Here is a 26240-nt window from a genome sequence, read left to right as displayed (position 1 = left end):
GTCCACCCTCCGAAAGGGCACCACGCGCATGGAGCAGTACGAGCCCGACCGCCTGTCCCCGGCCCAAGTGGCCGCCATGCGGCGCAGTTTCAGGAACGGCAGGGCCGCCCTCACCCGGCGGTCGCTGCTGCGCGCCTCCGCGGGCGGGGCGCTGGCGGCCGGCGGAATCGGGACGCTGGGCGCCTGCGGCATCCCGGCGGCGGGCCAGTCGCAGGGCGGCGTCCCGGCGCAGGACCACTCGGCCAAGGAGAAGACCGTGAACTTCTCCAACTGGACCGAGTACATGGACGTCGACGACAGCGGCAAGCACCATCCGACGCTGGAGCAGTTCACGAAACGCACCGGCGTCAAGGTCAAGTACACCGAGGACATCAACGACAACAACGAGTTCTTCGGCAAGATCAAGCCGCAGCTCGCCGCGGGCCAGGACACCGGCCGGGACCTGATCGTCCTCACCGACTGGCTGGCCGGTCGCCTCATCCGTCTGGGCTGGGTGCAGAAACTCGACCCGAGTAACCTGCCGCACGCCTACGCCAACCTGTCGGCCCAGTTCCGCAGCCCCGACTGGGACCCGGGCCGCGCCTACTCCTACGTCTGGCAGGGCATCTCGACCGTCATCGCGTACAACAAGAAGGCCCTCGACGGCGTCGAGGTGAAGTCGATATCGGACCTGCTCGACAACCCCAAGCTCAAGGGGCGGGTCGGCTTTCTGTCGGAGATGCGCGACAGCGTCGGCATGACGCTGCTCGACATGGGCAAGGACCCGGCGGACTTCACCGCCGACGACTACGACGCGGCGATCGCCCGGCTCCAGAAGGCCGTCGACAAGGGCCAGATCCGCCGCTTCACGGGCAACGACTACACCTCGGACCTGACCAGCGGCGACTTCGCGGCCTGTGTCGCCTGGGCCGGTGACGTCGTCCAGCTCAAGGCGGACAGCCCCGACATCGACTTCCTCATCCCGGACAGCGGCTACATGACGTCGACCGACAACCTGCTGATCCCCAACAAGGCCCGGCACAAGACGAACGCCGAGCGGCTCATCGACTTCTACTACGAGCCGAAGCCGGCCGCCGAACTCGCCGCGTACATCAACTACGTGTGCCCCGTCGACGGCGTGAAGGCCGAACTGGCGAAGATCGACGAGGACGCGGCGAACAACCCGCTGATCATCCCCGACAAGGCCATGGCCGCCAAGTCGCACGCCTTCCGCTCGCTGAGCTCGAAGGAAGAGACCGAGTTCGAAGAGAAGTTCGCGAAGCTGACGGGGGCGTGACCATCATGACGAACCAGACAGACCCCACCGGCGACGTCCGCCTGACGGGCATTTCCAAGACCTACGGTGCCTTCACCGCCGTCCACCCGCTCGACCTGACCGTGCCGCAGGGCTCCTTCTTCGCCCTGCTCGGCGCCTCCGGCTGCGGCAAGACCACCACCCTGCGCATGATCGCCGGCCTGGAGGAACCTTCCGCCGGGACCGTGTCGCTGGGCGGCCAGGACGTGACCGCCCTCCCGCCGTACAAGCGGCCCGTGAACACGGTCTTCCAGTCGTACGCCCTCTTCCCGCACCTCGACATCTTCGAGAACGTCGCTTTCGGCCTGCGCCGGCGCGGCCTGAAGTCGGTGAAGAAGCAGGTCGGGGAGATGCTCGACCTCGTCCAGCTCGGCGAGCAGGCCCGCAAGAAGCCGCACCAGCTCTCCGGCGGCCAGCAGCAGCGCGTCGCCGTGGCCCGCGCGCTGATCAACCACCCCAAGGTGCTCCTCCTCGACGAGCCGCTCGGCGCCCTCGACCTGAAGCTGCGCCGCCAGATGCAGCTGGAGCTCAAGCGCATCCAGACCGAGGTCGGCATCACCTTCATCCACGTCACGCACGACCAGGAGGAGGCCATGACCATGGCCGACACGGTCGCCGTGATGAACGCGGGCCGCGTCGAGCAGCTCGGCTCGCCGGCCGACCTCTACGAGAACCCGCGCACCACCTTCGTCGCCAACTTCCTCGGCACCTCCAACTTCATCGAGGCCGAGGTCGACTCCAGGAGCGGCGAGGAGATCGTGCTGAAGGCGGGCGGCGGCAAGCTCGTCCTGCCCGAGGCGCGGTGTTCCGCCCCTGCGGCCACCGGCGGCAAGGTGCTGGTCGGCGTCCGCCCGGAGAAGATCTCCCTCACCCACGCGGACGACGCCGGCGAGATACCCGACGGCCGCAACCGCATCACCGGCCGGATCGCCGACTCCAGCTTCATCGGCGTCTCGACGCAGTACGTCGTCGACAGCCCGGTCTGCCCGGACTTCGAGGTCTACGCCCAGAACATCGACCGCGACCCGCGGCTCGTGCCCGGCGCCGAGGTCGTCCTGCACTGGAACCCGGCGCACACCTTCGGCCTGGACGCCGCCCAGGACGCCGACGCCGGAGTGGAAGAGGCGGCCTGATGTCGACACTCACCGAGGCGCCACCCCCGCTCGCGCCGGAAGCGCCCGAGCCGAAGCCCCCGAAGCGCAGGGGCCGCTGGACGCCGTACTGGCTGCTGCTCCCCGGCATCCTCTGGCTGCTGGTCTTCTTCGCACTGCCGATGATCTACCAGGCCTCCACGTCCGTGCAGACGGGCTCCCTGGAGGAGGGCTACAAGGTCACCTGGCACTTCGCCACGTACTGGGACGCGCTGTCCGCGTACTGGCCGCAGTTCGTCCGTTCCGTGCTCTACGCGGGCACCGCGACGATCCTGTGCCTGCTGCTCGGCTACCCGCTCGCGTATCTGATCGCCTTCCGCGCGGGCCGCTGGCGGAACCTGATCATGATCCTGGTGATCGCGCCCTTCTTCACCAGTTTCCTGATCCGCACGCTGGCCTGGAAGACGATCCTCGCGGACGGCGGCCCGCTGGTCGGCGCGCTCGACACGCTGCACGTCCTGGACGTCACCAACTGGCTCGGCTGGACCGCCGGCGACCGGGTCCTCGCCACACCGCTCGCGGTGGTCTGCGGACTGACGTACAACTTCCTGCCGTTCATGATCCTGCCGCTCTACACCTCGCTGGAGCGCATCGACGGCCGGCTCCACGAGGCCGCCGGTGATCTGTACGCCCGCCCCTGGACGACCTTCCGCAAGGTCACCTTCCCGCTGTCGATGCCGGGTGTCGTCTCCGGCACGCTGCTCACGTTCATCCCGGCCACCGGCGACTACGTCAACGCCGACCTGCTCGGCTCCACGGACACCCGCATGGTCGGAAACGTCATCCAGACGCAGTTCCTGAGAGTGCTCGACTATCCGACGGCCGCGGCACTCTCCTTCATCCTCATGGCGGCCATTCTCCTCATGGTCACCCTCTACATCCGCAGGTCCGGGACGGAGGATCTGGTCTAAATGCCCTTCGTCAACTGGCTGAAAAGAAATCTCGTCGTCATCGCGGGACTGCTGACGCTCGGCTATCTGCTCCTGCCGAACGTCATCGTCACGGTGTTCTCCTTCAACAAACCGAAGGGGCGCTTCAACTACGAATGGCAGCAGTTCTCCCTGGACGCCTGGAAGGACCCGTGCGGCGTCTCCGATCTGTGCGGCTCACTGTCGGTCAGCCTCCAGATCGCGTTCTGGGCGACGCTCGGCGCCACCCTCCTCGGCACGCTGATCGCCTTCGCCCTGGTCCGTTACCGGTTCCGCGCCCGCGGCGCCGTGAACTCGCTGATCTTCCTGCCGATGGCGATGCCCGAGGTCGTCATGGCCGCCTCGCTGCTCACCCTGTTCCTCAACATGGGCGCTCAGCTGGGCTTCTGGACGATTCTCATCGCGCACATCATGTTCTGCCTGAGTTTCGTGGTCACGGCCGTCAAGGCGCGGGTGATGTCGATGGATCCGAAACTGGAGGAGGCGGCGCGGGACCTGTACGCGGGTCCGTTCCAGACCTTCGTCCGGGTCACCCTGCCGATCGCGGCACCCGGAATTGCGGCGGGCGCCCTGCTCGCTTTCGCCCTCTCCTTCGACGATTTCATCATCACCAATTTCAACGCCGGCTCGACCGTCACCTTCCCCATGTTCGTCTGGGGTTCGGCGCAGCGCGGAACGCCCGTTCAGATCAATGTCATCGGCACGACCATGTTCGTCGTCGCCGTGCTGCTCGTCCTGGCTTCCATGGTCGTCGGTAATCGGCGCAACAGACACAAGGCCTGACTGTAGGGAGTTGACATCATGGCCCCGAGCGCCATGAACCAGCGGAACACATGGATTCGTTCGCTTTCCGAAGCCCAGCCGCTCCCGTACTGGCTGGACGACCCCGGCCGGCCCCGCCCCGAACCCGCCCTCACCACCTCCGAGACCTGCGATCTGCTGGTCGTCGGCGGCGGCTACAGCGGACTGTGGACGGCGCTGATCGCCAAGGAACGCGACCCGCAGCGCGACGTGGTGCTGGTGGAGGGCCGCGAGGTGGGCTGGGCCGCCTCGGGCCGCAACGGCGGATTCTGCGCCGCCTCCCTCACCCACGGCCTGCCCAACGGCCTCGCTCGCTGGCCCGACGAGATCCACAAGCTCCAGGAGCTGGGCGCCCGCAACCTCGACGCGATCGAGGCGGCGGTCGCCCGGTACTCCCTCGACTGCGACTTCGAACGCACCGGCGAGATCGACGTCGCCACCGAGCCCTACCAGGCGGCGGAACTGCGCGGCTGGCACGAGGAGACGGCCCGCCGGGGTCTCGCCGGGGACGTCGAGTTCCTGGACGCCGAGGCCGTCCGGGAACAGGTGAACTCACCGACCTTCCAGGCGGGCCTGTGGGACCGCCGGGGCGTGGCCATGCTGCATCCCGCGAAGCTCGCCTGGGGCCTGAAGCGGGCCTGCGTCGAGCTGGGCGTCCGCGTCTACGAGCACACCCCCGCCCTCACCCTGAAGCCGTACGGCGCGGGCATGGCCGTACGCACCCCGTACGGCCGGGTCCGCGCCCGCCGGGTCGCCCTCGGCACGAACATCTTCCCGAACCTGGTCCGACGGGTCCGCTCGTACACCGTCCCGGTCTACGACTACGCCCTGATGACCGAGCCGCTCAGCGCCGAGCAGCTGGCCTCGATCGGCTGGAAGAACCGCCAGGGCCTCGGGGACAGCGCCAACCAGTTCCACTATTTCCGCCTGTCCGCCGACAACCGGATCCTCTGGGGCGGCTACGACGCGATCTACCCCTACGGGGGCCGCGTCCGCGCCGAGTACGACGATCGCCCGGAGACCTACGCCAAGCTCGCCGGGCACTTCTTCGCCTGCTTTCCGCAACTGGAGGGCGTCCGCTTCACCCACGCCTGGGGCGGCGCGATCGACACCTGCTCCCGTTTCTCGGCGTTCTTCGGCACCGCGCACCAGCGGAAGGTCGCGTACGCGGCGGGCTACACGGGCCTGGGCGTCGGTGCGACGCGCTTCGGCGCCGAGGTGATGCTGGACCTGCTGTCGGGCGAGCGCACGGAACGCACGGAACTGGAGATGGTCCGCAAGAAGCCCCTGCCCTTCCCACCGGAACCCTTCGCCTGGACGGGCATCGCCCTCACGAAGTGGTCCCTGGCCCGCGCTGACGCCCAGGGCGGCCGCCGCAACCTCTGGCTGCGCACGATGGACCGGCTGGGGCTGGGCTTCGACAGCTGAACCAGCGGGGTGTGAGACGGTTCACTCCAACGAGGGGCCACAACCCGCGTAATGACCGCAAGGAGACCTCCCTCTCCCTCGTGACGCCCTCGGGACGCCCTGCGCGTTCCGCGAGATTCACGACATGCAGAGATGCGCGAGAGAAGGAGGTCTTCCTGATGACCGGTGCGAAGACGGCGGTCGAGTGGCTCGCATCCGTCGCACCCGATCCCGAGGCCTGCCGCCGGGAGTGGGAGCGCAACCCGCTCGGGGTGGCGCTGCTGCCGGCCGGCAGCGCGTGGGACGTGCTCATCCTGCCCGCCGAGCTCGGCTACGCCACGCTCGACGTGCTCACACGCGTGCTCGACCAGCCGGGCCCCGTGCTCGTCGACTTCGGCGACGCGCGCATGGGGTTCTTCGTGCCGCCGGGCACCGCGGCCCGCTGGCTCGGCACGGGCATCCGCACGGCCGGCCCCGGCACCTGGATCGTCGTGCCGTACCCGGGCCGTTCCTCACCCGGCGGCGTCCGCTGGCTCGTCCCCCCGGACGGCTCGGGCACCCTGACGGACCCGGCCCTGCTGGAACTGGCGATGCACGAGGCGGCGGCGGGGCAGGCCACGGGCGACGAGGATTAGGGCCTACCGGGGCTGCTCCGGTGGTGTCCTCCGTCTGAGGAACAGCCACAGCGACGACAGCAGCACCGCGCACAGACACCAGCTGGCCACCACGTCCAGTGGCCAGTGGTAGCCATGGCGGACCAGGCCGTAGCTCGTGCCCAGTACGAGGACGACGCAGGCGGTGACGAGAGCGTGGCGGGCGAAGGGTGTGCGCAGCCGGGGGAGCAGGAGCAGGGTCGCGCTGCCGTAGGCGATGGCGGCCGTGGCGGTGTGGCCCGAGGGGTAGTAGCCGGTGGCGGGCGGCACGGCCGGGGTGCCCGGGCGGTCCGTGAGTTCCTTGAGCGGGACGATCAGGGCCGGAACCAGCGCCATGGCGAGGGCCGCGGCGATGACGGGCAGCCACCAGCGGTCCGTACCGCGGGTCCGTAGAGCGACGTATCCGAGGGCCACGGCGAGGACCGGGAGCGCGACCTGGAGGTTGCCCAGGTCGGAGAGGGACTCGGAGAGACCGTCCGGGTGGACGAGGGCGCGGCTGACGCGCTCGTCGAGGCGGACGAGCGGACCGTCCGCGACGACCTGCCAGGTGATCAGGGCGAAGAGGAGCGCGGGGATGCCGAGCAGGAGGGCCGGGAAGCGTGGACGCTGGGCGGTGGCAGGCTCGTCGAGATCCTGGTTCCCGGAGATCGGCATGGGACTTAGCTTGACACGGGCACAGGCAGCCACTGTCCACCCCCCGACCCAGCGGAGGATCACGTGAACCAGCCCGACAGCGGCGACGACGGCCTCTTCGACCACTGTCCGTGGCTCTACGCCGAGCAGGCGTCGGGGCGGCAGCGCGCGGCACAGGAGCAGCGCCAGAAGCGGCTGCTCGGGGGAGCGGAGGCGGGAGCGGGGGCGGCGTCCGTACGGCTCGGTGAGGGCTGTTTCGTCGCGGAGACGGCTGCCGTGTACCCGGAGCATCTGTCCCTGGGCGACCGGTCGTACATCGCGGCCCACGCCTACGTCACCGGCGACATACGCACCGGCGCCGACTGCACGATCAATCCCTTCACCGTGGTGCGCGGCACCGTGACCCTCGGGAACGGGGTGCGCATCGGCGCCCACAGCTCGCTGCTCGCCTTCAACCACGGGACCTCGCCCGACCTGCCGGTCCATCAGCAGCCCGTCACCAGCGCCGGGATCACGGTCGGCGACGACGTGTGGATCGGCTCCCACGTGGTCGTCGTGGACGGTGTCACCATCGGCGATCACTGCGTCATCGGTGCCGGCGCGGTCGTCACCAAGGACCTGCCGGAGTGGACGGTGGCAGCCGGTAATCCGGCCCGCCGGATCCGCGACCGCCGGGAGCCGCGGGAGGCGGGGCGGCGCAAGGGAGTGTCGGGTGGCGCCGTGTCGGGTGGTGTGGCGCCTGAACTGTCCGAGTTCGCCAACTCCGCCCGCGCGCAGGCCGCCGATCTGCTCGACCGCTGCTGGCAGCCCGGCACCGGCCGGTACGTCGACCGACCCGGTGCCGAGCCGACCGTGCGGGCGCACTGCGACGCCGTCGAGATCGCCGCGCTGCTGCTCGGTCAAGCGCCGCCCCAGCTGCCCGCCGCCGAGCACGCGGCCCGGCTGCGTGCGCTCCAGGACCCCGTCACCGGACTGGTCCCCGAGTTCGCCGCGGCACCGCCGGTGCCCGGCCCGGCCGGGCTGCCGGAGGACGGGGCCTCTGCGTATCACGTGCTGTGCGTGGGCTACGCGCTGGATGTGCTCGGCAGTTCCCTCGCGCACCCGGTCCACACGGTGCGCGCCACCACGCCGGAGCAACTGGTCGGGCACCTGGCCGAGCTGCCCTGGCCCGACCGTGCCTGGCACGCCGGAGCGTGGGTCGACTCCTGGGCCACCGCAGCGCACTGGAACCTGCGCCTCGGCACGGAGGCCGCCGCGCCCGGGGCGCTGGAGGCGCTGTTCGGCTGGCTGCACACCCACGCCGATCCCTGGACGGGCATGTGGGGCTCGCCGACCTCCGAGTCCGGACGCCTCCAGATGGTCAACGGCTACTACCGGCTCACCCGCGGCTCCTTCGCTCAGTTCGGCCTGCCCGTGCCGTACGCGGAGCGCGTGATCGACACGGTCCTCGACCACGCGCGCGACCCCCGCCACTTCTCACCCGGCCGGGAGAACGCCTGCAACGTCCTGGACGTGATCCACCCCTTGTGGCTCTGCGCCCGGCAGACCACCCACCGCGGCGAGGAGGCCCGTTCCTGGGCGTCGGCCCAGCTCACCGCCGCGCTGCGCCGCTGGCACCCGGGCCGGGGCTTCCCCTTCGGCCCGACTCCCGACGGCACCGGCCCGGGCCGTGAACCCGGCCTCCAGGGCACGGAGATGTGGCTCGCCATCGTCTGGCTGCTCGCGGATCTCGTCGGGCTCGCGGACGTCCTGGGATACCGCCCGCGCGGGATCCACCGGCCGGAACCGGCACCGCCCGCCGAAGGAATGGCATGAACCCGGCTCACGACCCGGAAATGGAGGTCGGCCGCCCCGGAACAGGGGGGGTAGTTCCGGGGCGGCCGTCCGGACCGGAACGTCGCGCGCCCCGGGGGGTTTGGGGCGGGCGACTGTCCGATCGGTGAGGAGATCCAGAGCCTCAGGCTCCGGTTGTGTGCGCGAGGGCACGACCAGGTCGAAGCTGGGGAGGCCCCGGCCTGATGTCACCCACAGTCCCCTGTGGGCGGGGTGTATCTCTCATCTGGGTAGAACCTACGACAGGGGCAGGGCGCAGGACAGGCCGTAGGGCCCCCTGTCATCCACCTCGCACACCTTCTTCACACGCTCTGCCGCTCACCGCCCCGGTAGCGGAACCGGGGCGGCTCACCTGCCCGGACGGGGGCTCAGATGCGCGCGACGGCGGTTCAGATGCGGGAGAAGGCCTGCTCGATGATGTCGAGGCCCTCGTTCAGCAGGTCCTCGCCGATCACCAGCGGGGGCAGGAAGCGGAGCACGTTGCCGTAGGTGCCACAGGTCAGGACCAGCAGGCCCTCGGCGTGGCACGCCTTGGCGAGCGCGGCGGTCGCCTCCGGGTTCGGCTCCTTGGTGGCACGGTCCTTGACGAGCTCGATGGCGATCATCGCGCCGCGGCCGCGGACGTCGCCGATGACGTCGAACTTCTCGGCCATGGCGGTGAGCCGGGCCTTCATGATCGCCTCGATGTTCTTCGCCTTGGCGTTGAGGTCGAGCTCCTTCATCGTCTCGATCGAGCCGAGGGCGCCCGCGCAGGCGACCGGGTTGCCGCCGTAGGTGCCGCCCAGACCCCCGGCGTGCGCGGCGTCCATGATCTCGGCGCGCCCCGTCACGGCGGCGAGCGGCAGACCGCCGGCGATGCCCTTGGCGGTGGTGATCAGGTCCGGGACGACACCCTCGTCCTCGCACGCGAACCACTGCCCCGTACGGCAGAAGCCGGACTGGATCTCGTCGGCGACGAAGACGATGCCGTGGTCGGAGGCGAACTTGCGGATCGCCGGCAGGAAGCCCTTGGCCGGCTCGATGAAACCGCCCTCGCCGAGCACCGGCTCGATGATGACCGCGGCGACGTTCTCCGCGCCGACCTGCTTGCTGATCTGGTCGATGGCCTGCGCGGCGGCCTCGGGACCGGCGTTCTCGGGACCGGTCGGCCAGCGGTAGCCGTACGCCACGGGCACGCGGTACACCTCGGGCGCGAACGGCCCGAAGCCGTGCTTGTACGGCATGTTCTTGGACGTCAGCGCCATGGTCAGGTTGGTCCGGCCGTGGTAACCGTGGTCGAACACCACGACGGCCTGCCGCTTCGTGTACGACCGCGCGATCTTCACGGCGTTCTCGACGGCCTCGGCGCCGGAGTTGAACAGCGCGCTCTTCTTGGCGTGGTCACCCGGGGTCAGCTCGGCGAGCGCCTCGGCGACCTCGACGTACCCCTCGTACGGCGTGACCATGAAACAGGTGTGGGTGAAGTCGGCGAGCTGCGCGGACGCCCGGCGCACCACGGCCTCGGCGGAGGCGCCGACGGAGGTCACGGCGATGCCCGACCCGAAGTCGATCAGCCGGTTGCCGTCGACGTCCTCGATGATCCCGCCACCGGCCCGCGCGGTGAACACGGGCAGCACGGACCCCACACCCTGCGCGACCGCGGCGGTACGGCGGGCCTGCAACTCCTGCGACTTCGGTCCGGGAATGGCGGTGACGACGCGACGCTCCTGCGGAAGTGCGGTCATGCGGGGCTCCTGGGGTGGTGCGGACGAATGTGTACAGCCACTTCGCTTCTTTTCTCGCAGGCTAGGGCGGGGGGAGGGGGGTGGGCATGCTCCATGTGGGCGTTGTCGGCAGGGCGGCTTGTCCGGGGTGGACATGGCGGTCTCGTGGGGCTGCTGCCCACGACCCGGCCGTGTAAGCGGTGAACTCCCCAGGGGAGGGCGTTAGATTGGCTCGCTGATGGTGGACGCAGCGGCTGGTCAGGGGGCAAAGGCGATGGACAGCGACGGGACGCAGGAGGCGCGGGGTACGCATGCGAGCCCGGTGCCGCGTCCGGCGGGGCCGCCGGAGATGCCCGCGGCGCCGCCGAACGGGTTCACCGTCCCACCCCGGCCGACCCGGGCGCCCGGGGTGCCTCCGATGCCGGACGGGTCCTCGTTTCTGACCTGGCTGCGTACGCCTCGGCCCGAGGCGCCGCCCGGCGTGTGGCGGTTCGGACATCGGCCGCGGCCCGAGGAAGAGCCGGAGCGGATCCCGACGCGGCAGTTGGTCGGCGGCGCGGTGATCGCGTTCCTGTGTGGTTGGCTGTTGTGCTCGCTGCTGTACAACGGCTATCTCGGAGGCTTCTGGCTCTGGCCATGGTTCGTGCTGGCTCCGGATTCCTGGGCCCTCGGCCAGGCAGGGGCCGTGGGAGGCGTGGCCTCGTACATCTACGAAGGCTTGGTGTTCGTCGCGATCTTCGCGCTCTTCGGAAGGATCGGGCATTGGCCCGAGCTGTGGCGCCGGTATGGCCTCGCCGCCTGGCGCCGCAGCGAGCCCAGTGCCGCGCCGCCGCCCACTCCCGAAGCCGATCCTGCTGAATGGCCGGCCCTGCGCGCCGCCGGAGCCGTCGACGTCGCTGAGCGGCTTGCCGCCGATGCGCGGGCCGGGGTCATGCTGGACGTCGACCATGCCCGGATCGCCCGTGCCTGGCAGGGCGTCCGCAGCGGCCGGCACAGTCTGGCCGCCTTCAGCGGCGCCGTGCTCCAGGACGGCGCGGCCGCCTGCCTGCATCCCTCCGGCGCCCGCGACCTGCCCACCCGGCTGGCCCGGCATGATCTGCTCACCGGGCAGGTGCGGCTGGGCACCAGTGCCGACGACCCGCGTAATCCGTACGCCTACCGCGGCACCGGCCTTGCTCTCGGCCCCGAGCTGCTCGGTACCTCGCTGCTCGCCGTCGGCCCCGCCGGCTCCGGCAAGACCGGTACCGTCGTGCGGCCGCTCGCCGAGTCGTTGTGTCTGCATGCTCTCGCCGGGCGGGCCGCTGTCGTCGTGGTCGGGGCGGCGGGGGCCGGGCTCGGGCCGGCCGACGCGTATGACGTCGTCGTGCGGATCGGGAACCAGGAGTCCGAGTACGACCTGGATCTGTACGGAGGGACCGGCGACCCGGACGAGGCCGCGGCCGTGCTCGCCGAGGCACTGGTGGGGGACCTCGCCGATCCGCATCCGGGGAGTGACAGCCGGCGTTCCACGACCGTCCTCGCGCAGTTGCTGGGGCCGTTCCGGGCCGTGCACGGGCGTTTCCCGTCCGTGCCGGAGCTGCGGCAGCTGCTGGACGGGGCGCCGGGGCCGCTGGCCGCGCTGCGGCAGGGGCTGCAGGACGCCGGGCAGGAGTCGCTGCTGCGGGAACTGGATGCCCGGGAGCGGCAGCTGGGGCAGCCGGGTGATGTCGGCGGGGTGCTCGCGGACCGGGTCGCGTTGCTCGATCGGCCCGCGTTCGCCTCCTTCTTCGACACCTCGGGGACCACTCGGCCCTTCACCCTCAAGGCCCTCGACCATCCGGTACGCGTGCGGATCGACCTGCCCGAGCGCGGGCACGCCGACGCCTCCCGGATGCTGGCGCGGCTGGTGCTCGCGCAGTTCACGGCGAGTGTCGCCGTACGCGAGGACCGGTCGCTGTTCGCCTGTCTGCTGCTCGACGACGCGACCGGCGTGGTGACGCCCGAGGCCGTGCGCGGCATCCAGCGGCTGCGCTCCGGCAACGCCGGGGTCGTGCTGACCCTGCGGACGCTGGACGACGTGCCCCGGCCTCTGCGCGGGCCCCTGCTGGGCGCCACCGGCTGCCGGATGGCGCTGTCGGGGCTCACCCCGTGGGACGGGCAGGACTTCGCCGAGGTGTGGGGCAAGGAGTGGACCGAGGCCCGGGACGTCACCGACCGGCAGATCATCGCGGAGACGCCCGCGGGCAAGGCCGCGCACATGCTGCGCCGGGTGATCACCGGCAAGGCCCCGACCGCGCGGGCGGTGACCGTGCGCCAGGTCGAACGGGAGCGCTGGTCAGCCTCCGAGCTGGCCCACGGGGTGCCGGCCGGGCACGCGGTGCTGTCGCTGACCGATGTGAAGGGCGAGCACGCGCCGCCGCTGCTCGTGGATCTCCGGGGCTGACCGGGCTTCCGGAGCAGGCAGGGCTGACGTCTTCCGGACGGTGCGGGGTACGCGGGGACCGTACGGTGAGGCAGAATCGTCACAGGTCGTTCATACGTGACGGCCAAAAAAGCACAAAGATCACACAGCCCTGACGCAGACCTGAAGGCCTCATGCCCCCGACGCTCGCCTCGCTCGTCCACCACTCCGCGCTGAAACTCACCGTGCGGGCGGGCGAAGACCGCCTCGACGTGCCGGTCCGCTGGGCGCACGTCAGCGAGCTCGCCGACCCCGTCCCGTACATGGAGGGCGGGGAACTGCTGCTGGTCACGGCGCTCAAACTGGACGCCGAGGACCCGGAGGCCATGCGCCGCTACGTACGGCGGCTGGCCGGGGCCGGCGTGGTCGGGCTCGGCTTCGCCGTCGGCGTCAACTACGAGGAGATCCCCAAGGCGCTCGTCGACGCGGCCGAGGAGGAGGGCCTGCCGCTGCTGGAGGTGCCGCGCCGCACCCCGTTCCTCGCCATAAGCAAGGCCGTGTCCGCCGCGATCGCCGCGGACCAGTACCGGGCCGTCACGGCCGGGTTCGCCGCCCAGCGGGAGCTGACCCGGCAGGCGCAGACGGGCGGGCCGGAGGGGCTGCTGGCCGCCCTGGCCTCGCAGGTCGACGGCTGGGCCGCGCTGTACGACGCCTCGGGCGCCGTCGTCGCCACGGCACCGGAGTGGGCCGGGCGGCGGGCCGCGCGGCTCACCGGCGACGTACAGCGGCTGGGGGAGCGGCCCGCGCCCGCCTCCTCGGTGGTCGGCGGGCCGGAGAACGAGGACCGGGTCGAGCTGCACAGCATCGGCACGGGCCGGCGTCCCCGGGCGGCCCTCGCCGTGGGCACGGCCGCCGCCCTCGGCACCGCCGAGCGCTACGCCGTCCACTCGGCCATCGCGCTGCTGACCCTGACCACGGAACGCTCCCGGTCCCTCCAGGCTGCCGAGCAGCGGGTCGGCACGGCGGTGCTGCGCATGCTGCTGGCCGGGGAGCCCGACCACGCCCGTGCGGTCGCCGGGGACCTCTACGGCGGTCTGCTGGACGCGCCGTTCCGGATGCTGGTCGCGGAACGGGTGCCGGTGTCGGCCTCGGCCGCGCTGGCCCGTGCCGAGGCCCACTCGGGCGCCCCGGCCGCCGACCGGCCCTCCGCAGCCGCGCTCGCCGCGGCCGACACGAACGGCGATCCCCTCGCGGCGCTCGCCGACGTCATGGAGTCCGCCGCGGCCCGGGCCGGCGAGGCCGTCCTCGTCGTGCCGGAGGGCGAGCGGCTGGTGGTGCTGGCCGCGGACGGCGGTGCCGCCGCGGCGGCCTGCGGGGAGTACGCGGCAGCCCTGGAGTCGGCCCGGGCCGGCGTACGCGAGAAGGTGCCGGGCGGTGACGACGACGAGCTGGTCGTGGGCCTGTCGGCGCCGGCCGGGCCGATCGCCGCGTCCGCCGCGTACAAGCAGGCCGAACAGGCGCTGTCGGTGGCGCGGCGGCGCGGGCGCGTCCTCGTGGAGCACGAGCAGATGGCGGCCGGATCCGTACTGCCGCTGCTGGCGGACGACGCGGTACGGGCCTTCGCCGACGGGATGCTGCGGCCGCTGTACGAGCACGACGCCACGGGCCGCGGCGACCTCGTCGCCTCCCTGCGCGCCTGGCTGTCCCGGCACGGCCAGTGGGACGCGGCGGCGGCCGACCTCGGCGTCCACCGCCACACCCTCCGTTACCGCATGCGCCGGGTCGAGGAGATCCTCGGCCGCTCCCTGGACGACGCCGACGCGCGGATGGAGCTCTGGCTCGCCCTGAAGGCGACCAGCTCCGAGTAGCCAAACCGTAGTGTCCCCGCCCCGTATTGCTACGCCCCGGACAAACGACCTTCGGCCACCTCGCCCCTACCGTGGAACCGCAGCACGGACCACCCCCAACGCCGAAGGGCCGGAACCCATATGACTTCCACCCACGCCTTCTGGCTCGCCGGTCGTGAGGCCGCCGGCGAGGACACCTTCGACGTCACCTCCCCGTGGGACGGGCGGCTCGTCGGCAAGGTGAGCGTGCCGACGGACGCGCAGGTCGAGGAGGCCGTGGCCGCCGCGTACGCCGTGCGGGACGAGTTCGCCGCCACTCCGGCCCACGTCCGTGCCGCCGCCCTCGACCACGTCAGCAAGCGCCTCGTCGAGCGCACCGAGGAGATCGCCCGGCTGATCTCCGCCGAGAACGGCAAGCCGCTCAAGTGGGCCCGAGGTGAGGTCGGCCGGGCCGTGTCCGTGTTCCGCTTCGCGGCAGAGGAGGCCCGGCGGTTCAACGGAGGCGAGGCCCAGCGGCTCGACACCGACCTCGGCGGCCAGGGCCGGCTCGCCCTCACCCGCCGCTTCCCGAAGGGCGTCGTGCTCGGCATCGCGCCCTTCAACTTCCCGCTGAACCTGTGTGCCCACAAGGTCGCCCCGGCCATCGCCGCCGGCGCGCCGATCATCCTGAAGCCGGCCCCGGCCACCCCGCTGTCCGGCCTGGTCATCGGCGACCTGCTGGCCGAGACGGAACTGCCCGCGGGCTCCTGGAGCATCCTGCCGGTCGCCAACGACAAGATGCCCGCCCTGGTGCAGGACGAGCGCCTGCCCGTGATCTCCTTCACCGGCTCCGAGAAGGTCGGCTACGCGATCATGGACTCGGTGCCGCGCAAGCACTGCACCCTGGAGCTGGGCGGCAACGGCGCGGCCGTCGTGCTCGCCGACTGGGCGAGCGACGAGGACCTGGACTGGGCCGCGAACCGCATCGCCACCTTCTCCAACTACCAGGGCGGCCAGTCCTGCATCTCCGTCCAGCGGGTCATCGCGGACGCCTCCGTGTACGACCGGCTGCTGCCGCGCATCGTCTCCGCCGTCGAGGCCCAGGTCACCGGCGACCCGAGCGACGACGCGACCGACGTCGGCCCGCTGGTCAGCGAGGACGCCGCCAAGCGCGTCGAGACGTGGGTCCGGGAGGCGGTCGACGCCGGTGCCGCGCTGCTCACCGGCGGCAAGCGCGACGGCGCCTCGTACGCGCCGACGGTGCTGGCCGGTGTACCCGCCGACGTCACGCTCTCCTGCGAGGAGGTCTTCGGGCCGGTCCTCACCGTGCAGAAGGTGAACGGCGAGGCCGAGGCCTTCGCCGCCGTCAACGACTCCAAGTACGGCCTCCAGGCCGGCGTCTTCACCCACGACCTCCAGACCGCCTTCCGGGCCCACCGGGCCCTGGAGGTCGGCGGCGTCGTCGTCGGCGACGTGCCGTCCTACCGCGCCGACCAGATGCCGTACGGCGGCGTCAAGCAGTCCGGCGTCGGCCGGGAGGGCGTGCGGTTCGCGATGGAGGACTACACGTACGAGCGCGTGATGGTCCTCACCGGCCTCGCCCTTTGACCTTCCCGGACAGGCCCGAGTGGAACGGCCGCAGCCCACTGCGCGGGGCTGCGGCCGTTCCTGTTCCCAGGCGGCTGTCCGCTTGCTGCTTCGAGGCGGTACGACCGCGGGAAACGCATGTGCTCCCCGATGTCAGTGGGTCTGTCTAGTCTCTGGACGGCAGCCCATCTATCGAACGGAGGCAGCGTGGCTCAACCTGCGCGGCGGTCTGTGGTCATCGACGGGAAAATCGGCTCTCTCCCCTTCCACGACATGTCCTGGAGCGAGTTGGAGACGCTGGTATGCGAACTCGTCCAAGTTGTCGAAGAACTGTCGCCATGTCACCGCTACGGCACGCCGGGGCAGGCGCAGGGCGGGGTCGATATCACCGGTCGCGCGCCGGATGGGAGTTGGTCCGCCTTCCAGGTCAAGCAGGTGGCCCAGTTCACCGCTGCCAATGCGAAGAAGGCCTTGGACCTGTTCGTCCGTGGCCCTCGCCCTCAAGGTGCGACGCGTTTGGTCATCGTCACCTCGTGCAAGGGGACACGGACCCAGGTGCGCGAGGTGGCCCAGGAGTACCAGGACCGGCATCCGAACCTGACTCTGGGCGAGGTCTGGGACGCCGAGCACCTGTGCCGGCTTCTGCGGGTACAACCACGCATTGTCGCCCGTTACTTCGGAGACGAGGTCGCTTGGCGGTTCTGCGACACTGACGCACTCGCAGCGTTCTTCTCCGCAGCAAGCACAGGTGCGGTGGGAATCCCTGTCGCCGAAGCGGATCCCTTCGGATTGGAAATCCACGAGGCGATCTCCGTGGACGGCCACGCACAGGGCAGCGCGCTTCCCAAGTACTTTCGCCGTCCGTTCGACGACGCACTTGATGCCGCTGCAGACCAGGCTCGCAGCGGGCAAAGTGTGATAAAGGTCCTGTTAGGTGATTCCTCCACAGGGAAGTCCCGCGCGGCGTACGAAGCGATCCAGCTCCTGCCCAAGGAGTGGCGGCTGTGGCATCCGGCCGGCCAGGACGACCTGCTCGGTTCACTCCACTCCGTGGCTCCCTGCACCGTGCTGTGGCTCAACGAGATCAACCGGTACCTGCTTTCCGGCGACGCCGTTCGTGATGAGCAAGTCGCCGGACGGCTCACGGAGCTGCTGCGCAATCCTGACCGAGCGCCTGTGTTCGTACTCGGCACGGCCTGGTATGAGCACTGGTCCACGATGACGACGGCGCCGCGGAACGAACGCGCGCAAACGAAATCCCTGCTGGCCAGAGACTGGATCCGAGTGCCGGAGACGTTCAGCGAGAACGAGCTCTCAGCCCTCACCGCGGAGTCAGGGCAGACGGACGACAGGATGCTGCTGGCGGCGCGCCTCGCCGAGAGCGGGCATGTCATCCAGTATCTGGCCGGTGGCCCCGCCCAGCTCGAGCGTTACGAGATGGGCTCTCCGACAGCCCGGGCGGTGCTGGAGGCCGCCATGGATGCCCGCCGACTGGGGCACGGTCCCGACTTGCCTGCTGCCTTTCTGGAGTCTGTTGCGCCCGCGTACCTCACGCCGCTGCAGCGCGATCTATCCCCTCCCGACTGGTTCCGGCAGGCGGTGGAGTACCTGTCGGCCCCGTGCCGTGGTGTCCGCGGTCCGCTGGCTCCGGTGCCGGGCTTGGCCGTGACGGATGACCAGGAGCCGAGCCACTTCCGGTTGTCCGACTTCATCGAACTACATGCGCGACGGCACCGGAGGATGGTGTGTCCGCCCTCGGAGTTCTGGTCCGCGGGCGCACGGTGTTCTGCCGGTGCGCAGGACAAGGTCGCCTTGTCGCGGGAAGCTCTGGTCCGCGGGAGGAGGGCCGACGCCGAGTCCTTGGCCATGGCAGCGGCAGCGGAAGGGGAAGGCGGCGCTCTCTTCAGGCTCGCCGAGTGGATGAGTGAGCACGCCAACGGCGAGGACGCCGTGCTCTACTACGAGCTGGCTGCCGAAGCCGGTGACGCCCAGGCTCAAGTCGTCATTGCCTGGCGGTGCGAACGTTCTGGGCGACTCGACGACGCCGAAGCGTGGTACCGCAAGGCCCTGGAGTCCAGCGGCAGGTTCGACGCCGCAGTGGGGCTCGCCTCCGTCCTGACCTGGCGCGGACACGCAACGGCGGCGGCCAGACTTTACGGAAGGGTTCTGGAATCCGGCTTCTTCGGTGCTCGGGCCGTCGAATACCAGGCTCGCTGGATGGCCGAGAGTGGCCGCCACGAACTTGCCCTACTCCTCGCAACCTGGTCATTCGAGGCCGGCAACACTGAAGCTTTTACTGGGCTTGCCTGGCGCTACAGGTACGACGACACGCAGCGGGCGATCGACGTGCTCCTGTATGCGGCGGAAGCAGGCGATACCAACGCCCCGCGGGAGTTGGCCTGGATCTACGAAGAGGAGGGCGACTCCGCACGAGCTGATCACTTCTGTGAGGTCGCTGTCTCTCTTGGTGAGACGAACGTGCTGCGTGGGCTGGGAATGATGCGCCGCAGGAGAGGCGACCACCGTTCCGCCGCCGCCTTGTTCTGGAGGGCTTACAACCTCGGTCTCGGCTACGTGTTGTTCGAGTTGGCTGCCCTCAGGGAGACGGAGGGCAAGCTCAGGCAAGTTGAACGGCTGTACTGGCGTGCTCTGCGAGAGGGGCAGGACTACGCGGCGAATCATCTCGTGCGCATTCTGGAGACCAGCGGGCGGGTAAGAGAAGCCGAGGAACTGGCCGGTGACTCCACGGACCTTCTCCTGGTACTCGCGCGAGCGCGGGCGGACCGGGGCGAGCTGGACGCAGCAGAAGAGGTGCTGGTCGCAGTGATCGCTCAAGGAGAGGCGAGGGTGCTGTTGACCTTGGCCGAGTTCCGGCAGCGACGAGGAGACCTGGCCGGAGCGAAGCGGGCACTTCGGAAGGCGCAGGATGCCGGGGTGTCATCGGCCCCCGAGCAGTTGGCGAAACTGCTGGACGGTGGGCCGAGCATTCAGGCACCCAAACCTTGCTAATGGGAACCATTTTCATGTAAGCTTCACGAAGAGGCCCGGCACCGATGCCTTCCGGTGCCGGGCCCCTCCTTTTACGCCGGCCTGCTCCGGACCCTCAACCGGAGAAGCCGACGTGCGCGAGCCGCAGCGGGCCGCGCAGTCTCAGATGCACGTCGTGCACCCCCGCGGCGGTGACGGACGCGCTCAGCGAGACGTAGTCGTACGGGCCTGACGTGGGCGTGGCGGTCGACAGCACCGCGAGCGCCGGACCGCCGTCGAGGGACAGCTCGACCGTGCCCTCACCGGCCACCTCCACCGTCACCTCGGCGATGCCGCGCCCGAAGTCGCAGCGCCGGTAGACCAGTTCGCCCGTCGCCCCGCCCGTCGGCGTCACAGCGTCGCCCGACACCTTCGTACGGTCGACGATCTCGATGCCGCTCTGCTCGTCGAAGCCGGCCGCGGCCAGTCCGCGTGCGACGACCGGGCGCGGCAGGGCGGGCTCGCCGTCGAGCGTGACGGTCGTCCGCAGCCGGACGTCCTCGCTGGACGCTCCGGCCAGCAGCTCGTGCGTGCCCGGCTCCAGACGCCACCGGTCCTGCGCCACGTCCCAGAACTCGAAGGCGGACAGCGGTACCTGGAAGGCCAACTCCGTTGCCGCCCCGGGGGCGAGGGTGACGCGGCGGTGGTCCAGCAGCTCGCGGCGGGGGCGCGGCACGGTCGGGTCCACGGCCCGGGTGTAGAGCTGGGCGACCTCGTCGGCGGTGACGTCTCCGGTGTTGGTGACCGTGAAGGAGACGTGCACCGACCCGTCCGCCACCCGGGCTGTCAGGCCGTCGTACGCGAACGACGTGAACGACAGGCCGTGCCCGAAGGGGAACAGGGGCGTGCCCTCGAAGTACAGGTACGTCTGCCGGCTCCCGATCACGTCGTAGTCGAGGAGGCCGGGCAGGTCGGCGTCGTCGGCGTACCAGGTCTGCGGGAGGCGGCCGGCGGGGGACACGTCGCCGGCCAGCACACGGGCCAGGGCGGTGCCGGCCGCCTGGCCGCCGTGTGCCGTCCACAGCATGGCCGGCAGGTCCGCCGGGTCGACGGCGTACGGGTAGGCGGAGACCAGCGCCAGCACGGTCGCCGGGTTCGCCGCGCGGGCGGCCCGCAGCAGCCGCTCCTGGTGCCCGGGCAGCCGCAGGGTCGTACGGTCCTCGGTCTCGCGGCCGTTGATGTGCGGGTCGTTGCCCGCCACCACCACGACCACGTCGGCCCGCGCGGCGGCACGCGCCACCGCCTCCTCGCCGCGCTCGGCGACCACCAGCTCGAAGACCTCGGGATCTTCGTCGGCAACCTTCACGCCGTCGGCGGAGACACACACGTGGCGACCCGTTCCCAGGTGCTTCAGGAGGTGCCCGTTCCCATGCGGTTCCAGGCGGAACGTCTCCTGGACGACCCAGCCCCCCGGCTGGTCGGCGGAGGCGCGGACGCGGCCGTCGTCGGCGACCGAGAGGTAGCGGCCGTCGGGCGCGCGCAGGGTCAGCACGCCCTCGCCCCAGTCGACCAGCGCCAGCTCGGTGCCGGTCGCGTCGGTGGTGAGTGCGGGCAGGTCGGTGCGGCCCGCGAGCAGCGCCGGGTCGAGCGCGCCCTCGGCGCCGCGCACCTCGTCGGCGGCGTCCTCGGCCACCGGAACGTGCAGGAAGGCACCGGCGGAGGTCTTCAGCCGGACCCGGTCCACGCCCTCGGCGAACTCCACCCGCTCCGCGCCGCACCGCTCGTACAGACCCTCCAGCGGGGTCGAGCGGTGGAGGAGCGTGCCGCTGTACCAGTCGAGCTTGCACTCGTCGGCGAGCAGACCGACCACCGCGACCCGGGTGTCCGGGGCGAGCGGCAGCACGCCGTCGTTCTTCAGCAGCACGACGGCCTGCTCGGCGGCCTCCTGCGCGAGGGCGCGGTGCGCCGGGGTGTCGAACTCGCTGGTGGCGCCGTGCGGGTCGTACTCCGGGTCGAACTCACCGAGGCGGAAACGGACCGAGAGCTGCCGGCGGACGGCGGTGTCGACGTCTGCCTCGGTCAGCAGCCCGCGCTCCAGGGCGCCTTGCAGGCGGCCGATCATCTGCGAGGAGTCCGTGCCGTGGTCCGTGAAGCTGTCCACGCCCGCCACGAGGGAGGCCGCGGTGGCCTCCTCGTGGGTGTCGAAGTAGTGCTCGGATTCGACCAGGTTGCTCGGCGCGCCCGCGTCGGAGCAGACCAGCAGGTCCTCGTCGGTCCAGGTGCGCAGCTGCGTGCTCAGGTAGGGGGAGACGTGGTTGGGGCGGCCGTTGACCAGGTTGTACGCCGGCATCACGCCGGCCACCGCGCCCGCCTCGACGGTCTCGCGGAAGGCCTTCAGGTCGTACTCGTGCAGCACGCGCGGGCGCACGGAGCTCGACGTCGTGGAGCGGTCCGTCTCGTTGTTGTGGGCGAGCCAGTGCTTCAGCACGGGCGCGGTGCGCCAGTAGGTGGGGTGGTCGCCGCGCAGGCCGTGCGTGTAGGCGGTGGCGATCGCCGAGGTGAGCTTGGGGTCCTCCGAGTAGCCCTCCTCGTTGCGGCCCCACAGGGGGTGGCGCAGCAGATTGACGGTCGGCGCCCAGACGTTGAGGCCGACGCGGTCGTCCTTGGCGCGCATCGCGCGGACCTCCTTGGAGACCGCGTCGCCGACGCGCCGCACCAGCTCCGGGTTCCAGGTGGCGCCGAGGCCGACCGCCTGCGGGAAGACCGTCGCCGGGCCCATCCACGCCACGCCGTGCAGCGCCTCCTGGCCCGTGCGGAAGGCGGCGATGCCGAGCCGTTCGACGGCGGGTGCGAACTGGTGCAGGAAGGCGATCTTCTCCGCCGGCGTGAGCCGCGACAGGAGGTCGTCGATCCGCTTCGCGAACGGCAGGCGCGGATCGCGGAACGGCGGACTGGGCGGCGTGGGTGCGGTCACGTGGGATTCCCTTTGCGGTGGAGCGGCAAGGCCCTTTCGAAGCGCTTCGATGCTGAGTCGGCGACGGGTCGGGTGTCAAGAGACCGGTGCCCTCCCTTCAAGCCGTGCATGAGGAACGGTCCCCTCTCGTGCCTTCGAGGAAGTTTGGGGACGACCCTTGTGCACCCCTGGGCGTTCACTTAACCTCACAGCAACATCGAAGCGCTTCGACTACGACAAGCCCCTGCTGGGTCGAAAGTTCGCTTCGGCTCAGCCAGTTCCACTCGAGACACCGCAGCCGACGGCCCACCGCCGGGTGTCCTGGTGCGCCATGAAGGGTTGACGCAATGACGCCGAACGCCGCCTCCGCCTCCTCCGGACCGAGCCGGAGAAGTTTCCTCGCCTCCACGGCGGTCGCCACCGCAGCGGTGGCCGGTGGAATGCCACTGCTCGCCGCGTGCGGCGGGTCGGACAGTGGTTCGAAGGACGGCACGACGTCCGGCAAGAGCGCCAAGAAGCTGCTGCCGGCCTACGTCGCGAGCAACGTGGTGACGCCGGACATCCCGTCCAAGAACGGCTCGGCGATGGGCTTCACCAGCAAGCTCGACCTGGCCGACCTCAAGACCTCGGTGTCGAAGAAGCTCGGCAAGGGCAGCCGAATCAAGATCATGTCGCCGTTCTGGGGTTCGCCGCCGAAGGGCGACAACGCCTACTACAAGGCGATGAACGACCTGATCGGCGTCGACATCACCTGGCAGAACCAGGACGGCGTGACCTACGACGAGAAGCTCGGCGCGGTCCTCGCCTCCAGCGACGTGCCGGACGTCGTGGTCATCCCCAGCTGGAACATGGGCGGCAAGATACCCAGCGCCATCATCAGCAAGTTCGCCGACCTCGGCCCGTACCTGTCCGGGGACGCGATCAAGAAGTACCCGAACCTCGCCGCCATCCCGAGTGGCGCCTGGCAGTACTCCATCTTCGGCGGCAAGCTGCGCGGCCTGCCCCAGCCCGCCCCGTCCGTCGTCGGCATCGTGCCCTTCTACCGCAAGGACGTCTTCGACAAGGAGGGCTGGGAACTCCCCAAGTCCCCGGACGAGTTCCTCGCCCTCGCCAAGGAGATCAGCCGGCCCAGGGCCAAGGTGTGGGCCTGCGACGACATGAAGTGGACCGCCTTCAACATCTTCGGAGTGCTCTCAGGCAGCGAGAAGCCGCTCGGCTGGAACCTGACCGACGGCAAGATGATCTACCGCGTCGAGACCGAGGAGTACCTCGAGGCGCTGGAGTGGACGCGCAAGCTGTACGCGGCGGGTGTGGTCCACCCCGACGCCAAGGCCGTCAACCAGGGCACCGCGGGTGACCGGTTCACCTCCGGCCAGGTCCTGATGTACAACCAGAACATCTCGGACTGGTGGGGCAAGATGGCCGAACAGGCCGTCCAGAACCCCGACTTCCGTATCTCCGGCATGGACATCTTCGGCGCCGACGGCGGCGACCCCACGCTGTGGGCCGGATCCCCCGCGGGCATCTTCGCCTTCGTCAACAAGAAGGCCTCCAAGGCCGTCATCGAGGACATCCTGGCCGCCGCCAACGTCACCGCCGCCCCGTACGGCACCAAGGAGTACATGCTCACCAACTACGGGGTCGAGGGCACGCACTACACCGTCAAGGACGGGGTGCCCACCAAGAACGACAAGGGCAACCAGGAGGTCCTGAACGCCTTCGTGATGCTCGCCAGCCCCGCCCCGACCATCGCGCACCCGGACTTCCCGGACATCGCGAAGGAGCAGGTGGAGTGGCAGCAGCGGATGGGCGCCTTCACCAAGAAGTCCACCTTCTGGGGCATGCAGATCACCGAACCGGCGCGCTACACCAACCTCTCCAACGACTTCGAGCAGCTGGAGGACGACGTCGTCCGCGGCCGCAAGAAGATCAGTGACATGCAGCAGGCCGTCTCCGAATGGAAGAAGCAGGGCGGCGACAAGCTGCGCGACTGGTACCAGAAGCTGCACGACGACAACGGTTCCGCGCAGTGATCCGGGCCTGAGGCAAGGAGAAAGCCGTGTCCAACAGCACGGTGCCTCGCAGCAGGGCCGAGGCGAAGACGAGTGAGGCGGCTCCCGGGGCGGCGGGCGACCCCGCCGGTGAGCGGCCGGAGAAGAAAAAGCCCTCCGGCAAGGTCAGCCTCCGGCTGAGGCTGCGCCGCGACCGCACACTGATCCTGATGACCCTGCCGGCCATCGCGCTGGTCGTGGTCTTCAACTACATACCGATCCTGGGCAACGTCGTCGCCTTCCAGGACTACGACCCGTACGTCAGCGACAACGGCTTCATCGCGATGCTGGAGAGCCCCTGGGTGGGCTTCGAGCAGTTCCAGCGGGTCTTCGCGGACTCGGCGTTCTGGGACGCCGTGCAGAACACACTCGTGCTGTTCTTCCTCCAGCTGGTGCTGTTCTTCCCGATCCCCATCCTGCTCGCGCTGCTCATCAACAGCGTGATCAGGCCCCGGATCCGGGCGGTGTCGCAGGCCATCCTCTACCTGCCGCACTTCTTCTCCTGGGTGCTGGTCATCACCGTCTTCCAGCAGATCTTCGGCGGCGCCGGCATCATCGCGCAGACCCTGCGGCAGCGCGGGTACGAGGGCTTCGACCTCATGACCGACCCCGGGATCTTCAAGTTCCTGGTGACGGCGGAGGGCGTCTGGAAGGACGCGGGCTGGGGCATCATCGTCTTCCTCGCCGCGCTCGCCTCCGTGAGCCCCGACCTGTACGAGGCGGCGGCCATGGACGGGGCCGGGCGCTGGCGCCGCATGTGGCACGTCACGCTGCCCGCGCTGCGGCCCGTGATCGCCCTGCTGCTGGTGCTGCGAGTCGGTGACGCGCTCACCGTCGGCTTCGAGCAGATCCTGCTGCAACGCGACGCGGTGGGACCAGGGGCGGCGGAGGTCCTCGATACCTACGTCTGGTGGAACGGCGTCCGCAACCAGGACTTCAGCTACGCGGCCGCCGCGGGGCTGATCAAGGGCCTGGTGAGTGTGGCGCTCGTCCTCGCCGCGAACAAGGTGGCCCACTTCATGGGCGAGCAGGGGGTGTACAAGAAGTGACCGCCGTCATCGACAAGGCCGCCATCGAGGAGGCGGCGCGTGAACCCCGCTGGTGGGAGGCTCCGCCGAGGCCCGTCTGGGAGGAGGAGCCCAGCAGGGCAGGGGTCGCGGGCAAGGGCATCGTCCTGGTCGGCGCCTGCCTCGCCGTGCTGTTCCCACTGTGGATCGTCATCGTCACGAGCCTGTCCTCGAAGAAGACCATCACCGAGGCCGGCGGGCTGGTGATGATCCCGAAGGACATCACCTTCATCGCCTATCAGGAGCTGCTGAGCGGCGGGCAGGTGACCCGGGCGGCGATCGTCAGCGTGGGCGTCACGCTGGCCGGCACGTTGTTCTCGATGACGGTGTCGGTTCTCGCGGCGTACGGGCTGTCCCGGAGCGGGTCGCTCGGGCATCGCTGGCTGCTGATGACGCTGCTCGCGACGATGTTCTTCGGGGCCGGGCTCATTCCGACGTATCTGCTGGTGCAGTCGCTCGGGCTGACGGACACGTACCTCGCGCTGATCCTGCCGAGTGCGGTCAGTGTCTTCAACATCCTGGTCCTGCGCGCGTTCTTCATGGGGGTCTCGCCGGAGCTCATCGACAGCGCGCGGATCGACGGGGCGGGGGACTGGCGGATCCTTTGGCAGATCGTCCTTCCGCTCTCGCGGGCCGTGGTCGCGGTGATCACGTTGTTCTACGCGGTCGGTTACTGGAGTGCGTGGTTCAACGCGTCGATCTACCTCGGTGACCAGGACATGATGCCGTTGCAGAACGTCATGATCCAGCTGGTGCAGAAGCAGGAAGCGCCGGTCGGGGTGAGCCAGGCGATCAAGACCGGGCAGATCTCCGCGCTGGCGATCCAGATGGCCGTGATGGTGATGGCGTTGCTGCCGGTGGCTGTGATCTCGCCGTTCGTCCAGAAGCACTTCAAGAAGGGCATGCTCACGGGGGCGGTCAAGGGCTGACGCCCTCGACCTGGTTCTCGCCGTAGGGCTGTTCCTCGTGTGTCGGCTGCGGCTGCGTCGTGGTTGATCGCGCAGT

The 26240-nt window shown here is 70.2% G+C and carries 17 protein-coding genes and 1 pseudogene; 14 read left to right on the top strand and 4 right to left on the bottom strand.

Annotated features, from left to right (window positions below):
• The first annotated feature begins 28 nt into the window (after positions 1-28).
• The 6 genes from MQE23_RS12985 (at position 29) to MQE23_RS12960 (ending at position 6217) form a co-directional block, all read left to right on the top strand.
• Complete coding sequence (locus MQE23_RS12985; RefSeq protein ID WP_243379233.1) at positions 29-1276, top strand: spermidine/putrescine ABC transporter substrate-binding protein; 1248 nt, start codon at positions 29-31, stop codon at positions 1274-1276.
• Positions 1277-1281: 5 nt separating this feature from the next.
• Complete coding sequence (locus MQE23_RS12980; protein ID WP_128092564.1) at positions 1282-2427, top strand: ABC transporter ATP-binding protein; 1146 nt, start codon at positions 1282-1284, stop codon at positions 2425-2427.
• Complete coding sequence (locus MQE23_RS12975) at positions 2427-3356, top strand: ABC transporter permease (RefSeq protein ID WP_020272870.1); 930 nt, start codon at positions 2427-2429, stop codon at positions 3354-3356. The genes MQE23_RS12980 and MQE23_RS12975 overlap by 1 nt, the downstream gene beginning before the upstream one ends.
• On the top strand, positions 3357-4157 hold the full coding sequence (locus MQE23_RS12970; RefSeq protein ID WP_020272869.1) for an ABC transporter permease: 801 nt from the start codon (positions 3357-3359) through the stop codon (positions 4155-4157).
• Between the two features lie 18 nt (positions 4158-4175).
• The gene (locus MQE23_RS12965) at positions 4176-5603 is read left to right on the top strand and encodes an FAD-dependent oxidoreductase (RefSeq protein ID WP_020272868.1); all 1428 of its coding nucleotides are present in this window, start codon (positions 4176-4178) and stop codon (positions 5601-5603) included.
• A 158-nt stretch (positions 5604-5761) separates the two neighbouring features.
• Entirely contained in the window at positions 5762-6217 is a 456-nt protein-coding gene (locus MQE23_RS12960) for a hypothetical protein (protein WP_020272867.1), read from the top strand.
• 3 nt (positions 6218-6220) lie between these two features.
• On the opposite strand, the gene MQE23_RS12955 is transcribed toward MQE23_RS12960, so the two are convergent.
• Positions 6221-6889, bottom strand: coding sequence for a phosphatase PAP2 family protein (locus tag MQE23_RS12955; protein ID WP_243379232.1), 669 nt, complete (start codon positions 6887-6889; stop codon positions 6221-6223).
• Positions 6890-6952: 63 nt separating this feature from the next.
• Here MQE23_RS12955 and MQE23_RS12950 point away from each other — a divergent pair, with 63 nt between their 5' ends.
• Complete coding sequence (locus MQE23_RS12950) at positions 6953-8683, top strand: acyltransferase (RefSeq protein ID WP_243379231.1); 1731 nt, start codon at positions 6953-6955, stop codon at positions 8681-8683.
• A gap of 28 nt (positions 8684-8711) precedes the next feature.
• On the opposite strand, the pseudogene MQE23_RS12945 reads toward MQE23_RS12950, so the two are convergent.
• Positions 8712-8927 (bottom strand): annotated as a pseudogene (locus tag MQE23_RS12945) (phosphoesterase); the annotation flags it as partial.
• A 163-nt stretch (positions 8928-9090) separates the two neighbouring features.
• Positions 9091-10425, bottom strand: a complete 1335-nt coding sequence (gabT, locus tag MQE23_RS12940) for a 4-aminobutyrate--2-oxoglutarate transaminase (RefSeq protein ID WP_243379230.1) — start codon at positions 10423-10425, stop codon at positions 9091-9093.
• Between the two features lie 253 nt (positions 10426-10678).
• On the opposite strand from gabT, the gene MQE23_RS12935 reads away from it, so the two are divergent.
• From MQE23_RS12935 to MQE23_RS12920, 4 genes are all read left to right on the top strand, one after another.
• Positions 10679-12826, top strand: coding sequence for an ATP-binding protein (locus tag MQE23_RS12935; RefSeq protein ID WP_243379229.1), 2148 nt, complete (start codon positions 10679-10681; stop codon positions 12824-12826).
• A gap of 152 nt (positions 12827-12978) precedes the next feature.
• Positions 12979-14652: a PucR family transcriptional regulator gene (locus MQE23_RS12930; protein WP_243379228.1), complete on the top strand. Its 1674-nt coding sequence runs from the start codon at positions 12979-12981 to the stop codon at positions 14650-14652.
• Between the two features lie 120 nt (positions 14653-14772).
• Positions 14773-16218: an aldehyde dehydrogenase family protein gene (locus MQE23_RS12925; RefSeq protein ID WP_020277421.1), complete on the top strand. Its 1446-nt coding sequence runs from the start codon at positions 14773-14775 to the stop codon at positions 16216-16218.
• 186 nt (positions 16219-16404) lie between these two features.
• Positions 16405-19206, top strand: coding sequence for a hypothetical protein (locus MQE23_RS12920; protein WP_037674149.1), 2802 nt, complete (start codon positions 16405-16407; stop codon positions 19204-19206).
• A 94-nt stretch (positions 19207-19300) separates the two neighbouring features.
• Here MQE23_RS12920 and MQE23_RS12915 read toward each other — a convergent pair whose 3' ends face one another.
• Positions 19301-22138: a glycoside hydrolase family 3 C-terminal domain-containing protein gene (locus MQE23_RS12915; protein WP_243379227.1), complete on the bottom strand. Its 2838-nt coding sequence runs from the start codon at positions 22136-22138 to the stop codon at positions 19301-19303.
• A 326-nt stretch (positions 22139-22464) separates the two neighbouring features.
• On the opposite strand from MQE23_RS12915, the gene MQE23_RS12910 reads away from it, so the two are divergent.
• The 3 genes from MQE23_RS12910 to MQE23_RS12900 are packed head-to-tail and all read left to right on the top strand — an operon-like array spanning position 22465 to position 26164.
• Entirely contained in the window at positions 22465-24150 is a 1686-nt protein-coding gene (locus MQE23_RS12910) for an extracellular solute-binding protein (protein WP_020277417.1), read from the top strand.
• A 26-nt stretch (positions 24151-24176) separates the two neighbouring features.
• Positions 24177-25217 (top strand): ABC transporter permease subunit, encoded by a 1041-nt coding sequence (locus tag MQE23_RS12905; protein ID WP_020277416.1) that lies wholly within the window; start codon positions 24177-24179, stop codon positions 25215-25217.
• A complete protein-coding gene (locus MQE23_RS12900; protein ID WP_020277415.1) occupies positions 25214-26164 on the top strand; it encodes a carbohydrate ABC transporter permease in 951 nt (316 codons plus the stop codon). The genes MQE23_RS12905 and MQE23_RS12900 overlap by 4 nt, the downstream gene beginning before the upstream one ends.
• Positions 26165-26240 lie beyond the last annotated feature (76 nt).

It is taken from the genome of Streptomyces sp. HP-A2021, from assembly GCF_022807935.1.
Classification (GTDB): Bacteria; Actinomycetota; Actinomycetes; order Streptomycetales; family Streptomycetaceae; genus Streptomyces; species Streptomyces afghaniensis.
The sequence above is the reverse complement of the archived record's forward strand: the minus strand, read 5'-3'. Positions and strand labels throughout refer to the sequence as shown.

Excerpts from the sequence above, each read along its gene's own strand:
- MQE23_RS12985 (WP_243379233.1), top strand. The coding sequence starts at position 29 with ATGGAGCAGTACGAGCCCGACCGCCTGTCCCCGGCCCAAGTGGCCGCC.
- MQE23_RS12980 (WP_128092564.1), top strand. The coding sequence starts at position 1,282 with ATGACGAACCAGACAGACCCCACCGGCGACGTCCGCCTGACGGGCATT.
- MQE23_RS12975 (WP_020272870.1), top strand. The coding sequence starts at position 2,427 with ATGTCGACACTCACCGAGGCGCCACCCCCGCTCGCGCCGGAAGCGCCC.
- MQE23_RS12970 (WP_020272869.1), top strand. The coding sequence starts at position 3,357 with ATGCCCTTCGTCAACTGGCTGAAAAGAAATCTCGTCGTCATCGCGGGA.
- MQE23_RS12965 (WP_020272868.1), top strand. The coding sequence starts at position 4,176 with ATGGCCCCGAGCGCCATGAACCAGCGGAACACATGGATTCGTTCGCTT.
- MQE23_RS12960 (WP_020272867.1), top strand. The coding sequence starts at position 5,762 with ATGACCGGTGCGAAGACGGCGGTCGAGTGGCTCGCATCCGTCGCACCC.
- MQE23_RS12955 (WP_243379232.1), bottom strand. The coding sequence starts at position 6,889 with ATGCCGATCTCCGGGAACCAGGATCTCGACGAGCCTGCCACCGCCCAG.
- gabT (WP_243379230.1), bottom strand. The coding sequence starts at position 10,425 with ATGACCGCACTTCCGCAGGAGCGTCGCGTCGTCACCGCCATTCCCGGA.
- MQE23_RS12935 (WP_243379229.1), top strand. The coding sequence starts at position 10,679 with ATGGACAGCGACGGGACGCAGGAGGCGCGGGGTACGCATGCGAGCCCG.
- MQE23_RS12930 (WP_243379228.1), top strand. The coding sequence starts at position 12,979 with ATGCCCCCGACGCTCGCCTCGCTCGTCCACCACTCCGCGCTGAAACTC.
- MQE23_RS12925 (WP_020277421.1), top strand. The coding sequence starts at position 14,773 with ATGACTTCCACCCACGCCTTCTGGCTCGCCGGTCGTGAGGCCGCCGGC.
- MQE23_RS12910 (WP_020277417.1), top strand. The coding sequence starts at position 22,465 with ATGACGCCGAACGCCGCCTCCGCCTCCTCCGGACCGAGCCGGAGAAGT.